This is a genomic window from Acidihalobacter sp., assembly GCF_037381185.1.
In the GTDB taxonomy this organism is placed as follows: Bacteria; Pseudomonadota; Gammaproteobacteria; order DSM-5130; family Acidihalobacteraceae; genus Acidihalobacter_A.
The window spans coordinates 91,580-106,041 of record NZ_JARRQY010000002.1 but is presented as its reverse complement, the minus strand read 5'-3'; the positions used below and the strand labels follow the sequence as shown (position 1 = coordinate 106,041).

Genomic DNA, 14,462 nt, shown 5'->3' with positions numbered 1-14,462 from the left:
CGCGCCGCGCCTTGCCCTGAACGCACACCAGTCCACTACAGTCGCGAATGGCTCAGGAGCAGAGTGCTTTGAGGGTGCGTTTCTTTCGCCGGTTTCTTTGCGCACTCAAAGAAAAAATCATCGGGAGCGATTTTTCGCGCCAGCCCCGAAGGGGTGAGGCGCAGCGATGCGTCGAACAAATCGGCTCGGGTGCGTCACCTCGATTGATCTGAGCCCCAAACGTCGAATCGCGCCCGAAATCCACCACTACCATCAACGAATACGCCGTCCTCGCCCACCACAAACGCTGACCCACACACCAAACGAACACACAAAAACGCCGCCCCCGGATCACCTCCGGGGCCGGCGCCCTCACTCATTCCGGTGGAAACGAACTCAGCCTTCGTAACGCTGGAACACCAACGAACCGTTAGTGCCACCGAAACCGAAACTGTTCGACATCACGCGGTCCAGCCGCACACCGTCGCGACGCTCACGCACGATGGGCATACCCTCGGCCGCCGGGTCGAGTTCGGTGATATTGGCCGAAGCGGCGATGAAGTCGTTCTGCATCATCAACAGCGAGTAGATCGCTTCGTTGACACCGGCGGCGCCCAGCGCGTGACCGGTAATCGACTTGGTCGAACTAACCGCCGGCATGCTGTCGCCGAAAGTCTCCTTCATGGCCCTGAGTTCGGGAATGTCCCCGGCCGGCGTGCTGGTACCGTGCGCGTTGATATAGTCGATCGGGCCGTCGACAGTAGCCATGGCCTGCTGCATGCAGCGCACCGCGCCCTCACCGGACGGGGCGACCATGTCGTAGCCATCGGAGGTGGCGCCGTAACCGACGAGTTCGGCAAGGATATTGGCGCCGCGCGCCTTGGCGTGCTCCAGCTCTTCCATCACCAGCACACCGCCCCCACCGGAAATCACGAAACCGTCGCGCGCGACGTCGTAGGGACGCGAGGCAAGCTCGGGCGTGTCGTTGTACTTGCTGGATAGGGCGCCCATGGCGTCGAACAGCAGGCTCATGGTCCAGTGCAGTTCCTCGCCGCCACCGGCAAACACCATGTCCTGCTTGTCCATCTGGATCAGTTCGGCCGCGTGGCCGATGCAGTGCGCGCTGGTCGCACAGGCTGAGCTGATCGAATAGCTCACGCCTTTGATCTTGAACGGCGTGGCTAGACAGGCGGAATTGCTGTTGGACATGGTACGAGTAACCATGTAGGGACCGACGCGGCGCACGCCCTTCTCGCGCAACGTATCGGTGGCCAGCAGCAGATTGGCGGTGGAGGTGCCGCCCGAGCCCATTACCAGGCCGGTGCGCACGTTGGAAACCTCGGATTCCTCCAACCCGGCGTGCGCCACCGCCTCGGCCATGGCCAGGTAATTGTAAGCCGCCCCGTCGCTCATGAAACGCCGCTGCTTACGATCGATCCGTTCGTCAAGATCGACCTTGAGCGAACCGTGTACCTGCGAGCGCAACCCCTGCTCAGCGTATTCCGGGCAGAACTCGATGCCGGAGCGCCCCTCGCGCAGCCCGGCCAGAACCTCGCCGGCGTTGTTGCCGATACTGGATACGACGCCCAGCCCCGTCACCACGACACGTCGTGCGGACATAAACTTCAAAACCCCTCTGTGGACGTAAACAGCCCGACGCGCAAGTCGTGAGCCTCGTAGATGCTGCGCCCGTCGACGCTCATGATCGCGTCGGCAACCCCCATGTACAGCTTGCGCTTGACCAGGCGCTTGATGTCGATTTCATAGCTAATAAGCTTGCAGCTCGGCGTCACCTGCCCGGTGAACTTGACCTCCCCGGCGCCCAGCGCACGGCCGCGCCCCGGCCCTCCGCTCCAGCCCAGAAAGAAACCGACGAGCTGCCACATGGCGTCCAGCCCGAGGCAGCCTGGCATGACGGGATCACCTTCGAAATGACAACCGAAGAACCACTGCTCGGGCGTGATGTCGAGTTCGGCGATCAGTTGGCCCTTGCCGTGCGGGCCGCCGTCTTCACTGATGTGCGTAATGCGATCGAACATCAGCATAGGCGGCAGCGGCAGTTGCGCATTGCCGGGGCCGAACAACTCCCCGTGACCACACTTGAGAAGTTCTTCGCGGGCAAAGCTCGTCTTACGTTCCATAGACCCTACCAGACGCCACTGGCGTCGATGTCGTTGCGCAAATTGTAGCGATCTCTCGCCACCCTGAATTGGCGGTTCGGCGCCTGTCGACACCGGCCAGCATACCGCGGCCCCGTGCGGGGGCGCCTATATTGCCATCGCAAGACGGCGAACTCACGTTTCCGCGCATTGCGATTCGTTTCGGATTACGCACGGGACGCCTCGTGCAGGGCCATAGCAGCCAGTTCAGCGACACGCGCGGTCGCGCCGCGATGCGCCGCCAGAACCTTTTCGCCGCCCGCGCCCATTCGCTCACGCAAGGCCGAATCGGACAGCAGACCCTCCAGCGCAGCGGCGAGTTCGGCGACGCCCTCCACCTTGCGTGCCGCTCCCACAGCGAACAACTCGGTGTAGACGTGTTCGAAATTGAACAACTGCGGTCCGGTCAGCACCGGTAGCGCCAACGCGGCCGCTTCAAGCGGATTGTGGCCCCCGGCGGAAACGAAGCTACCGGCAACGAAGGCCGCATCGGCCGCCGCGTACAAGCCCATCAGCTCACCCAGGGTGTCACCGAGCAGCACGTCGGTGTTCTCCTCCGGCATTTCGCCGCTGCTGCAGCGCACCATGCGCAGACCGGCGGCCGCACAGCGTCCGGCAGCCTCGTCGAAGCGCTCGGGATGACGCGGTACGAGGATCAGCGCCACGCCGGGCAGTCGTTCGCGCAGCCGGCAGTGCGCTTCGAGCACGATTTCGTCCTCGCCGGCATGGGTGCTGGCGGCGATCCACACCGGCCGATCGCGACCCAGTGCGGCACGCAGAGCCTGCCCCGTCTCACGTACTGCGGCGGGCACCTCGAGGTCGTACTTGAGGTTGCCGGCCACGATCACGTTCGGTGCGCCCAGAGTCTTGAAGCGCTGTTCGTCGGTGGCATCGCGCGCGGCCACCACCGCCACCCGCGCCAGCGTGGCACGGGTCAGACCGGCCACACGCCCGTAGGCGCGTGCCGAACGTTCCGACAGGCGCGCATTGGCGATCAGCACGGGCACTTCACGGCGCGCGCAGGCGGCGAACAGGTTCGGCCATATCTCGGTTTCCATGCACAGCGCCAGACTCGGGCGGGTGCGGCGCAGAAAACGCGCCACGGAACCGGGCAGATCGTAGGGCATGTAGACGTGCTCGACCGCGTCGCCGAACAGGCGCCGCACCTGCGCCGAGCCGGTCGGCGTGGTACTGGTCACCAGCAGCGCGTGATCCGGATGCTCGGCCTGCAGGCGGCGCACCAGCGGCGCACTGGCAATGGTCTCGCCCACGGACACGGCGTGTACCCAGATGCGTGGCCGCATCATCGGCGTCCGGAAAAAGCCGAAACGCTCGGGAATGCGGTGGCGATAGCCCGGATTGCGCCTGCTGCGCCACAACAGGCGCAGCAGCACGGCCGGCGTGAACAGGTAGAGCAGCAAGGTGTACAGGATACGCATGAGGCGGCGCGCGGAGCCGGGCGGCTCCGCCGGATCGATCGGCCTAACCGTTCAGCCAGTCGAGGTAGAGGCGCGTGCCTTCCTCGACGGTCCTGAAGGGTGCATCGTAGCCGGCCGCGCGCAGAGCGCCGATGTCGGCCTGCGTATAGCTCTGGTACCGGCCCTTGAGGTGGTCCGGGAAGGGAATGTATTCGAGTTCGCCCTTGCCGTGCCAGGCCACCACCGCGTTGGCCACGTCGTTGAATTCCTGCGCACGGCCGGTGCCGAGGTTGAAGATGCCGGAGACCTCGGGATGGTCGAGAAACCACAGGTTGACGGCCACGCAGTCGCCGACGTAGACGAAATCGCGTTTCTGCCCGCCGTTGGCGTAGCCGTCGGTGCCCTCGAACAGGCGGCAGCGACCCTCGGCCTTGATCTGGTTGTTGAAGTGGAAGGCGACGCTGGCCATCGAGCCCTTGTGCTGTTCGCGCGGGCCGTAGACGTTGAAGTAGCGGAAACCCACCACCTGGCTCTGCGCCTCGGCGGGCAGGCGGCGCACGTACTGGTCGAACTGGAACTTGGAATAGCCGTAGACGTTGAGCGGCTTCTCGTGCTCCAGGCCCTCGGTGAACACGGGGCCGGCGCCGTACACAGAAGCCGAGGAGGCGTAGAGGTACTGCGCGCCGCGCTCCAGGCAGTAGTGCAGCAACGACTTCGAGTATTCGTAGTTGTTGCGCATCATGTAGCGGCCGTCCCACTCGGTGGTGGCCGAACAGGCGCCTTCGTGAAAAATGGCGCGGGCGCCGAAATCCTGGCCGGCCTCGACGCGGGCGAGGAAATCGTCCTTGTCGAGGTAGTCCGCAATCTGCAGGTCGGCGATGTTGGCGAACTTGGTGCCGTCGCTGAGGTCGTCGACGACCAGGATGTCGGTTTCGCCGCGGGCGTTGAGGCCCTGCACGATGTTGGCGCCGATGAAACCGGCGCCGCCGGTAACGATGATCATGTGCGTGTCTCCGAATCGTCCCGCTGGATGGCCTGGACGATTTTGCTGGTGGAGCAGTCGTAACGGAAATCGATGATGCGGACTTCGCCGCCGTTGCCGGTCACGTCGGCATAGCCGACGACCTCCTCGGCACGGTAGTCCCCGCCCTTGACCAACACGTCGGGCAGCAGACGGGCGATCACGCGTTCGGGGGTGTCCTCCTCGAAGGGCACCACCCAGTCGACCGCGGACAGGCCGGCGAGCACCGCCATGCGATGGGCCAGGGTGTTGATCGGACGCGTCGGGCCCTTGAGACGCGACACGGACTCGTCGCTGTTGACCGCCACGATGAGGCGGTCGCCGAGCTGGCGGGCCTTGGTGAGGTAGTCGACATGCCCCGCGTGCAGGATGTCGAAGCAGCCGTTGGTCATGACGATGCGCTCGCCGTGGATGCGCACCTCCTCGACCACCTGCGCCAGGGCGTCCTCGGTGAGCGCACCGCTCGGCTGTTCGTCGTGTTCGCGCAGCGCGCGGCGCAGCTCGGCGGTGGTCGCGGTGGCCGTGCCCAGCTTGCCGACCACGATGCCGGCGGCCAGATTGGCCAGCGCCACAGCCTGTGCCCAGCTCTGCCCGGCGGCCAGCGCACCGGCCAGGGCGGCGACCACGGTGTCGCCGGCGCCGGTCACGTCGAACACTTCGCGCGCGTGGGTAGGCAGGGTCAGCGGCTGCTCGCCGGCGCGCAGTAGCGTCATGCCCTCCTCGCTACGCGTGACCAGCAGCGCGTCGAGCAGTTCGCGCTCGATCAGGGCGTGGCCGCGCTCGACCAGCGACTGCTCGCTGGTGCAGCGGCCGACCACTTCCTCGAATTCCTTGCGGTTGGGCGTGATCACCGTCGCGCCGCGGTAGCGCTCGAAGTCACTGCCCTTGGGGTCGACCACCACGGGCTTGCCCTGACTGCGGGCCAGCGCGATCAGTTCGCGGCTGGCGGCGAGCGTCCCCTTGCCATAGTCGGACAGTACCACCACGTCGATATCGGCCAGCAGTTCAGCGTAGTCCAGCGCCAGAGGCGCTGCGTCGCCGGACTGGAAGCCCTGCTCGAAATCGAGCCGGATCAGCTGCTGGTGGCGGCTGAGTACGCGCAGCTTGGTGATGGTGGGATGACTGCCGAGGCGCAGGAAATGGCACTGCACGCCGGCCTGGGTGAGCACGCGCTCGAGAGTATCGGCCGCCTCGTCGCGGCCGGTCAGGCCGAGCAGGTGCGGCCGCGCACCCAGCGCCGCCAGGTTCAGCGCGACATTGGCGGCGCCGCCGGGACGCTCCTCGCTAGGCCCGACCCGCACCACCGGCACCGGCGCCTCGGGCGAGATACGCGAAGTATCGCCGTGCCAGTAGCGGTCCAGCATGAGGTCACCCACCACTAGGACGCGGGCGCGGTCGAAATTCGGTATCGGCAGACTCATTTCAAAGCGGTACGAGGCCATATGGCGGCGCGCATCATATCATAGGAAGCTTAGCCCCTTCTGCGCACCGCGCTTGTCCAGCCCATGCGGTGCTACGTACAATCATTCGTTTGTCATGCGTGCACCTTCAACCGTGAACCCATCGCTGCGCCCCCGCCACTGGCCGATCTGGGCAGCCTTCGGCATGCTGCGGGCGGCTACGCTGCTGCCGATGCCGGTGCAGCGTATCCTCGGCCGACTTATCGGCCGACTGTTCCGCCTGTTCGGCCGGCGGCGCGCAAGCATTGCCCGCATCAACGTCGACCTGTGCTTTCCCGAACTCGGCGAGGCCGAGCGCGCGGCGCTGGTTCGACGTCATTTCGAGGCCTTCGGCATCGGCCTGTTCGAACTCGGCTTCGGCTGGTGGGGAACGAACCAACGACTGCGCCGCCTGGTCACGGCGCATGGCCTGGAACACCTGCACAAGGCGCTCGAGCGCGGCAAAGGCGTCATCCTGCTCTCGGCCCATTTCACCACGCTTGAGATCGGCGGTCGCCTCCTGGCCCTGTGTGCCGACGGATTGCCGCTCAAGGCACTGTATCGCCCCAGCGAGCACCCGGTGATGGAGCGCATGGTGCGCAGCAACCGTGAACGCCAGTTCGGCACGCCCATCCCGCGCGAGGACATCCGTGCCATGCTTCGTGCGCTCAAGCGCGGCGAGGCCGTGTGGTACGCCTCCGACCAGAACTTCGGCCACAAAGGCAGCGTATTCGCGCCTTTCTTCGGTATTCCCGCGGCCACCAATACCGCCACCACGCGCCTGGCCTCGATGACCGGCGCCGTGGTAGTGCCCTTCTTCACGAGGCGCCTGCCCGACGGACGCTACGAGCAGATCATCAGCCCCGCTCTGGACAACTTCCCCGGACCGACTCCGGAAACCGACGCCGAACGCATCAACCGCATCATCGAGGACTGGGTGCGCCAGGCGCCGGAGCAATACTTCTGGACCCACCGGCGTTTCAAGGACCGACCGGACGACGGCCCGCGTTTCTACTGATGAACATCCTGCTCATCAAGTTCCGCAACATCGGCGACGTGCTGCTCACCGCGCCGCTGGTCAGCGTGCTGCACGCCGCCGGCCACCGCGTCAGCACACTGGTCAAGAGCGGCACCGAGGCGATGCTCGAAGGCCACCCGCAGCTAGACGAGGTACTGGTCTATCCGCCTCGCGCCAAGGGCGAAAGCCGGTTCGCCCATCTGCGCCGGGAACTCGCCTTCTACCGTGGCCTGCGCGCCAGAAAGTTCGACCTGGCGATCAACACCACCGAGGGCGACCGCGGCGCCATCGCCGCCTTCCTGAGCGGCGCGCCACGCCGGCGCGGGCCGTTCACCCCGGGCAAGGACAAGCCCTGGCGCTTGCGTCTGCTCAACGAAACCGTTCGTCCGCGCGAAGGGCGCCGCCACACGGTTCTGCGCAACCTCGACCTCGGGCAGCCCGAGGCGGCCGACATCCCGGTTTCGGTCGACCTGCACGTCGACGCGGCCGACCTCGACGCCGTTCGCCGCCTGCTCGACGCGCAGGGCTATGACCCCACCCGCCCGCTGGTACAGGTCCACCCGACCTCGCGCTGGTTCTTCAAGTGCTGGACCGACACCGGCATGGCGGCGACGATCGACCACCTGATCGAGCATGGCGTCCAGGTCGCGTTGAGCTGCGGCCCTGACGCCCGCGAACGCGCCAAACTGGACGCCATCCTCGCACTCTGCCGACATAGCCCCTTCGACCTCGGCGGACGCCTGACGCTCAAACAGACAGCGGCCCTGTCCCGCCTCGCCGCACTGTTCTTCGGCGTCGACACCGCGCCCATGCACATGGCCGCAGCAGTCGGCACCCCGGTGGTGGCGATTTTCGGCCCCTCGGGGGTATTCGACTGGGGCCCATGGCCGAACGGCTGGCGCGGGAACGACAACCCCTATCCGCAGGTGAGCGGGTTACAATCGGCCGGCGCACACCGCGTGATCCAGCAGAGCTGGCCCTGCGTGCCCTGCGGCCAGGACGGCTGCGGCGGCAGCAAGCGCTCGGACTGCCTGGAACGTACCGAAGCCACAGACGTCATCGCCATCCTCGATCAGGCACTCGCCGAGACCACTACCGCATGAGCCGACCGCTCACCATCCTGCACACCGAAGCCGCCACCGACCTCGGCGGCCAGGAACGGCGCATCCTGCGCGAAATGGAACTGCTCGACCGCGAGCGTTTTCGCCCCATTTACGTCTGCTCGCCCGGCGGTAAGTCGATCCCCGTGGCGCAGGAACTCGGCATTCCGACCTATACCCTGCGCATGCGCAACTCCGTCGACCCGGTCGCCATAAGCCGCCTGCTCGGCATCCTTCTCCGCGAGCGGGTCGACCTGATCCACACCCACAGCTCGCGCGACGCCTGGATCGCGGGCTTCGCAGGACGGCTGGCGCGCGTGCCGGTAGTGCGCACCCGCCACCTGCGCACGCCTATCGGCGGGCCGTTCGTCTACCGCCGTCTGGCCGACCGCGTGATCGGCGTCAGCGAGGACGTGCGCCAGTACCTGATCGGCGAAGGCGTACCGGCCGCCCGGGTGGTCAACATCCCGACCGGCGTCGACCTGACGCGCTTCGATCCGACACGCGCGGACCTGACCGACGTGCGCGCCGAACTCGGCATCCCGCAGCAGGCCTTCCTGGTCGGCATCGTCTCCGTGCTGCGCCATGCCAAGGGCCATCGTTTCCTGATCGAAGCCTTCGCCCGCCTGCACGCACAGAACCCTGCAGCCCGCCTGCTCATCGTCGGCGACGGACCGGGCTGGAACAACATCGAAACCCAGGTCCGCGAACTCGGTCTGCAGGACGCCGTGACCATGCCCGGCACCCGCCGCGACGCCCCGGACATCCTCAAGGCGCTGGACGTGTTCGTGCTGCCGTCGACGCTCGAAGCCCTGGGCACCGCGATTCTCGAGGCCTTGGCTATGGGCACGCCGGTGCTGGCCAGCCGCGTCGGCGGAATCCCGGAGGCCACCGGCGAGAACGCCGGCCTGCTCTGCCCGGTCGGCGACGTCGACTGCCTGGCCACCTCGCTGCAGCGCCTGGCCGCCGAGCCCGAGCTGCGCGAACGCCTGTCCGCGGCGGGCCTGAGGCGCGTACACGAACTCTACGATCAGCGCCTCATGGTGAAGCGCATCGAAGCCCTCTACGACGAACTGCTGGAATCCCGCGCATGAACGCCAAGGCCGTGCCCGTGCTCATGTACCACCACGTCGCCCCGCGACCGGGGCTGGTGACGGTCAAGCCGCAGACCTTCGCCGCTCATATGGAGCGCCTGGCCCGCGCCGGCTACACCACGCTCACCGCCGACCGCTTCCTGGCCTGGATGCAGGGCCGCGTCGACGTACCGCACAAGAGCGTGCTCGTCACCTTCGACGACGGCTATCTGGACAACTACGTACACGCCTATCCGACCCTCAAGCGGTTCGGCCTGCATGCCGTGGTGTTCCTGGTCACCGGCTGGATCGGCGACGGCCCTGTCCGCCCGAACGCCGACGGCAACGAGGACCTGCCCGACCTGCCCTCGCACAAGGCCTGCAAGCAGGCCATCGCCGAGGACCGTGCCGACGACGCCATGCTGCGCTGGTCCGAAATCGAGCTGATGGAGTCCGACGGCACCATCGAGTTCCACTCGCACACGCATACCCACGTGCGCTGGGACGAACTGCACGCCAATGCCTCGACCCGCCTCGACGCGCTGCGCCATGACCTCGCCCAGTCGCGCGACACTCTCCGGCAGCGTCTGGGCCGGGAAAGCCGCCACCTGTGCTGGCCCTGGGGACATTACGATACCGGCTACCAGACCCTGGCCCGCGAATTCGGCTTCGATGCCCAATACACCGTCGAACGCGGATTGAATCTCCCCGGCGACGATCCGCTGCACATCAAGCGCATCGATACCAAGGAACGACCTGCGGGCTGGCTGGCCCGCCAGCTGTTCACCTACCGTTCGCCGCGCCTCGGGCGGACCTACCTAGCGCTGCGCGGGCGCTGACCGCCACGGCATGCGCCTTCAACCCGGCACCGCACTGCTCTACGGCCTGCTGCGCATCGCCCAGCGACTCGATCGCCGCGCACGCGATGCCACGGACTTCGACCCCGCGACGGTCCGCAGACTGCTGCTGGTGTCCACCACCGCGCTGGGCGACACGGTGATGAGCACCGCCGGCATTCGCGCGCTGCGCCGGCGTTACCCGCGGGCGCACATCACCGCGCTGCTGCATCCGATCAACGGACGCCTGCTGGCACACAGCCAGGACATAGACGAGCGACTGTTCTACGCCGGTCGCTATGATCGCTTTCTACCGACGCTGCGCGAACTGCGTCGACGCCGCTTCGATGTCGCCGCCGTGTTCCACGGCAACGAGCCGCAGATGACGCCGCTGCTCTACCTGGCCGGCATTCCCTTCATCTTCAAGCTGCCCAACCTGAGCCGCTACCGCTTCCTGCTCTCCAATCGCGAGCTCGTCCTCGGATGGCCGCAGATAGGCCACGGCCTGCGTCAACGCCTCGCCGTGGCGCAATTGGCCGGGGCCGAGAGCGACGACCCGCGCATGCATCTGGACATCGATGATGCGCAGCGCGCGTCCGTACTCGATGCGCTGCAAACTAAGGATATCGCCGTCGACACCCCCTTGGTCGGCTTTCAGGCAGGCGCCTCCAGCCGCCGCCGCGCATGGCCTGCGACCCGCTTCGCGGAGCTCGGCCGCACGCTGACCGAACACCGGCCCGGCACGCGCATCGTGCTGACCGGCTCGCCGGCCGAGCGAGAACTTTGCGCCGGCATCGCCCGCGACATCGGCCCGGCCGCCGTCTCGCTGGCCGGCGAGCTGGACATCGAAGCCCTGCCGGCGCTGATCAGCCACATGAAGGTGCTGGTCACCGGCGACACCGGCACCATGCACGTAGCCGTCGCCGTACGCACCCCGACCGTATGCCTGTTCGGAGCTTCCGATCCCGCCGGCGCCGGGCCGATCTACGACCTGGACCGCCACACCCTCATCGTCAAACCCTGGGACGCCGAGGCCAGAAAACTGGTCGAGCCCATGGCACGCATCGACGTGGACGAGGTCCGCGCCGCGGTGGAAACCACACTCGACCGTCACACGGCAGACTGAGACGGCATGCACATCCTGCTCGTAACCGACCAGTACCGCGGCAGCGATCACTCCGCCATCGAAGCGATCTTCGGGCGCCACCTGCAACGCGTCGCCACCGTGGAACGCGTCTATTTCGACCGCGATATCGCACATGCAGAACGCACGGACGACAGTCGCCTGATCCTGCCGCACCGCTGCCGCCGCAGCGGCCTGCTGCAAGCGCTCGGCGACGTTGCCGAGCTCTCGGCTTACGACATCGTCGTGGTGCGCAACCTGTTTCCCGCGTTGCGCGCGATACTCGCCGGGCGCATCCGGCACGGCTATCGCGTGGCGTTCTGGGATTCCTTCCCGCACGCCTACCGACGCCGCTTCGAGGCCGAACGGACCGGCCGCGCACGCCTGCGCAAGGCGCTCGAATACCGCTGGCGCCACCGTACGGAAAGCCGCCTGCTGGCGGCCTGCGACGCCTATCTGCCGATCACAGCGACCCATCGCGAGCTGTTCTTTCCCCAACTGAAGGTGCCGACCCACCCGCTGCCGATGGGCTTCGACTTCTCCGCCTTCCCGGAAGCCGCCGCCCGCCCCGAGCGGCAAGGTCCGATCCGTTTCGTCTATGCCGGGACCATCGACCGCCTCCGGCGCATGGACACCGTGCTGGAGGGCTTTCGGCGCGCCAGCGGCGACTTCGAGCTGCATCTGTATACACCCGCATCGGAAGCGACCCGTCGCAACCTCGGACTGGAGGGCGATCCGCGCTTCGTGTTCCACGATCCGGTCCCGCGCGCAGAGCTCATGCGACACATTGCAGCGGCCGACGTCGGGGTGAGCCTGATTCCGCCGGAAAAGCTCTATCTCGGCTCGTCGCCGACCAAGACGCTGGAATACTACGCAGCCGGCCTGCCGGCCGTGCTCTCCGAACTGGGCGATCACCGCGCCCTGTTCGACGGGGACAGCGCCTTCTTCGCGGATTTCGACGCCAGCGCCATCGCCGAGGCGGTGACACGCGCAGCCCACTGTCCGCGCCCGCAGCTGGACGCCATGGGACAGCGCGGTCGCGAGCGTGTGCGCGAGCTGCGCGACTACGCCCGCATGGCCGCCGGACTCCTGCAGTTTTTCACCGCTTCGGGCCGCGACCCTGCCTGAACCCTGCCTGAACCCTGCCTGAACCCTGCCTGTATACTGCCTGTATACTGCCTCGCCATGAAGAAATCCCTGCAGGTCCACTTCTGGGGCCACGTCGGAAACACCGCCGGCAGCGTCGAGAAGCTGGTGCTTACCTTTGCCCGCCACCAGACCCGCTACAAGCCGGCCATCGCCTGCAAGGGCGAGCGCAACACTCGCGAAGAAGTCGACGGCCTGGCGGTGCGCAGCTTTGCCGAATCCGCGTTCAAGAACCGACTGCTGAACAAGCTGCTCGGCCTGCACGCCTTCACCTTCGACAGTCTGGTACCGATCATCGAGGAAGAGCGGCCCGATGTGCTGCACGTGCACAACCGCCAAGAACTAGTCGACCGACTGGTGGCCCGGCTGAGCTACCGGCCAGCCGTCGTGGTCCACTACCACCGCAATTTCGCCACGCCCTGCGTACCCGAGACGGCCGATCTGCTACTGGCCGTCAGCGATGCCACACGCCGGCACATCGTCGACGTAAGCGGCACGCAAAAGCCCTTCGAGGTTCTGCACAACCCCTTGTCCGATGCCTTGCTCCAACATGCGCCGGCCAACCCCGACAATCCACGGCCGGTAATCCTGTTCGGCGGCGGACAAGTCGAACGCAAGGGTTTCCCGGAGTTCGTTCAGGCGATTCGCCGGCTCAAGGGTGATTGCGTGATCAAGATCTGCGGCCCCAAACTCGAGGGCTACGCGCCAGGGCAGGACAACGTCGAGGTGCTAGGCTTGATCCCCTACACGCGCTTCATCCACGAGATGCAGCAAGCGGACATCATCGCCATGCCCTCACGCAAGGAACCCTTCGCGCTGATGGCGCTGGAGTCGCTGTATCTGGGCAAGCTGCTGGTCGCCAGCAACGACGGCGGCTTCGCGGAAATGCTCGGCCCCGACTACGCCATCCTGACCGAGCCCGGCGACGTCGAAAGCCTGACCTCAGCATTGCAATCGGCTTTGGACATGATCAGCGACGGCGACGAGCGTACCGACCAATTGCGCACGGCAGCGCGGCGCGTGGCCGAGAGTTACACCCCCGACGTGGTCGCCGCACGCTTGGAAGGCTTCTACGACGAAGCACTCGCATTGGCCGCGGGGCGGACGTGACGACAGTGAACCGCTTCACCGCCGCGCGCAAGAAGCTGACCCGCTGGTTCAAACGGGTGATCAAGGACAACCTGCTGCTGGTGCTGCGCTACGTCGGCTATCCGCTGGTCCTGGGCGTCAACGCCTGGCTGCGGCGCCGGAAGCTGTTCGTGCTCTACCGGCTGCACGGCAGCGCGATCGGCGACACCGTGGTGATGACCGGCGTGGTGCGTTGCATTGCCGAGGACCTCGGCTGTCGCGTCATCGTCTACGTCAAGCAGAACGACGACATCTTCCTGCACAACCCGCACGTGCTGTTCTGCCGCTCCTACGAAAAGATGAACAGGCTGGAGAAGACGCTGATCAAGAGCGGCCTCGACATCCTGCACGGCTCGCATATCGCGAAGTACCACCCGCAGATGCGTGACCTGGAAGGCTACCTGCTCAGTCATCGCGAACACTCCATCGTCACCAACTCGCGCCACATTCCGGGCCTGCAGTACCGCACCCTGCGTACCGAGATCGCCTTCGACGACGAGGAACGCGAACGGCTGGGCCGCGCACTTGCCTTGCCGCCGTCCTACGCGGTGATCAAACCGACCGGCAAAACCAGCGTGACCACGAAGAAGGAATGGGGACTGGAGAACTTTCAGACGCTGATCGATGCCTTCCCCGACGTCGTCTGGGTGCAACCCGGGGCGCCGGACGAACCGCTACTCGACGGCGTGATCGATCTGCGCGGCAAGACCACGCTGCGCGAACTCTTCTACCTGATCGCCAACGCCCGTTTCACGCTGGCGATCGAGGGGCTGTACAACCACATCGCCGGCGCCTTCGAACCGCCGTCCTTCGTCGTCTACTCGGGCTTTTCCTATCGCGAGATGACGTCTTATCCGAACACCGTGGCCATCATCCAGAACCAATTGCCGAATTGCGCGCCCTGCTTTCTCGACGGACTCAAGGACTGTCCGGTACCCGGCAAGCCCTGCATGGGCGAACTGACTCCGGCATTCGCCATCGACTCGATCCGGCGTACGCTGGCGCAGCCCGCCGCGCGTTAG

Annotated in this window: 13 protein-coding genes; 8 read left to right on the top strand and 5 right to left on the bottom strand. The window is 66.3% G+C overall.

From position 1 onward, the window contains the following. Window positions 1–375: 375 nt before the first annotated feature. The 5 genes from fabB to hldE all read right to left on the bottom strand — a co-directional run bounded on the left by fabB (window position 376) and on the right by hldE (window position 5,998). Window positions 376–1,599: a beta-ketoacyl-ACP synthase I gene (gene fabB / locus P8014_RS01120; protein WP_337815464.1), complete on the bottom strand. Its 1,224-nt coding sequence runs from the start codon at window positions 1,597–1,599 to the stop codon at window positions 376–378. Between the two features lie 5 nt (window positions 1,600–1,604). Continuing rightward, the gene (gene fabA, locus P8014_RS01115; RefSeq protein WP_337815463.1) at window positions 1,605–2,120 is read right to left on the bottom strand and encodes a 3-hydroxyacyl-[acyl-carrier-protein] dehydratase FabA; all 516 of its coding nucleotides are present in this window, start codon (window positions 2,118–2,120) and stop codon (window positions 1,605–1,607) included. 185 nt (window positions 2,121–2,305) lie between these two features. After that, the gene (gene waaA / locus P8014_RS01110) at window positions 2,306–3,577 is read right to left on the bottom strand and encodes a lipid IV(A) 3-deoxy-D-manno-octulosonic acid transferase (protein WP_337815462.1); all 1,272 of its coding nucleotides are present in this window, start codon (window positions 3,575–3,577) and stop codon (window positions 2,306–2,308) included. A 43-nt stretch (window positions 3,578–3,620) separates the two neighbouring features. Continuing rightward, entirely contained in the window at window positions 3,621–4,559 is a 939-nt protein-coding gene (gene rfaD, locus P8014_RS01105; protein ID WP_337815461.1) for an ADP-glyceromanno-heptose 6-epimerase, read from the bottom strand. Next, window positions 4,556–5,998, bottom strand: coding sequence for a bifunctional D-glycero-beta-D-manno-heptose-7-phosphate kinase/D-glycero-beta-D-manno-heptose 1-phosphate adenylyltransferase HldE (hldE, locus tag P8014_RS01100; RefSeq protein WP_337815467.1), 1,443 nt, complete (start codon window positions 5,996–5,998; stop codon window positions 4,556–4,558). The genes rfaD and hldE overlap by 4 nt, the downstream gene beginning before the upstream one ends. Window positions 5,999–6,113: 115 nt before the next feature. Here hldE and lpxL point away from each other — a divergent pair, with 115 nt between their 5' ends. From lpxL to P8014_RS01060, 8 genes are read left to right on the top strand one after another with little or no spacing between them, the layout of a single operon-like run. Further along, window positions 6,114–7,034, top strand: coding sequence for an LpxL/LpxP family Kdo(2)-lipid IV(A) lauroyl/palmitoleoyl acyltransferase (lpxL, locus tag P8014_RS01095; RefSeq protein WP_337815460.1), 921 nt, complete (start codon window positions 6,114–6,116; stop codon window positions 7,032–7,034). Next, window positions 7,034–8,137 carry a putative lipopolysaccharide heptosyltransferase III gene (gene rfaQ, locus P8014_RS01090; protein WP_337815459.1) on the top strand — a complete coding sequence of 368 codons (1,104 nt, stop codon included), beginning with the start codon at window positions 7,034–7,036 and terminating at the stop codon, window positions 8,135–8,137. The genes lpxL and rfaQ overlap by 1 nt, the downstream gene beginning before the upstream one ends. Next, window positions 8,134–9,228 (top strand): glycosyltransferase, encoded by a 1,095-nt coding sequence (locus P8014_RS01085; protein WP_337815458.1) that lies wholly within the window; start codon window positions 8,134–8,136, stop codon window positions 9,226–9,228. Before rfaQ ends, P8014_RS01085 begins: the two co-directional genes overlap by 4 nt. Then, on the top strand, window positions 9,225–10,046 hold the full coding sequence (locus tag P8014_RS01080) for a polysaccharide deacetylase family protein (protein WP_337815457.1): 822 nt from the start codon (window positions 9,225–9,227) through the stop codon (window positions 10,044–10,046). Before P8014_RS01085 ends, P8014_RS01080 begins: the two co-directional genes overlap by 4 nt. 10 nt (window positions 10,047–10,056) lie before the next feature. Next, on the top strand, window positions 10,057–11,169 hold the full coding sequence (locus tag P8014_RS01075; RefSeq protein WP_337815456.1) for a glycosyltransferase family 9 protein: 1,113 nt from the start codon (window positions 10,057–10,059) through the stop codon (window positions 11,167–11,169). Window positions 11,170–11,175: 6 nt separating this feature from the next. Then, window positions 11,176–12,294 carry a glycosyltransferase gene (locus P8014_RS01070; RefSeq protein WP_337815455.1) on the top strand — a complete coding sequence of 373 codons (1,119 nt, stop codon included), beginning with the start codon at window positions 11,176–11,178 and terminating at the stop codon, window positions 12,292–12,294. 57 nt (window positions 12,295–12,351) lie between these two features. Next, the gene (locus P8014_RS01065; protein ID WP_337815454.1) at window positions 12,352–13,422 is read left to right on the top strand and encodes a glycosyltransferase family 4 protein; all 1,071 of its coding nucleotides are present in this window, start codon (window positions 12,352–12,354) and stop codon (window positions 13,420–13,422) included. Then, on the top strand, window positions 13,419–14,462 hold the full coding sequence (locus P8014_RS01060; RefSeq protein WP_337815453.1) for a glycosyltransferase family 9 protein: 1,044 nt from the start codon (window positions 13,419–13,421) through the stop codon (window positions 14,460–14,462). Before P8014_RS01065 ends, P8014_RS01060 begins: the two co-directional genes overlap by 4 nt.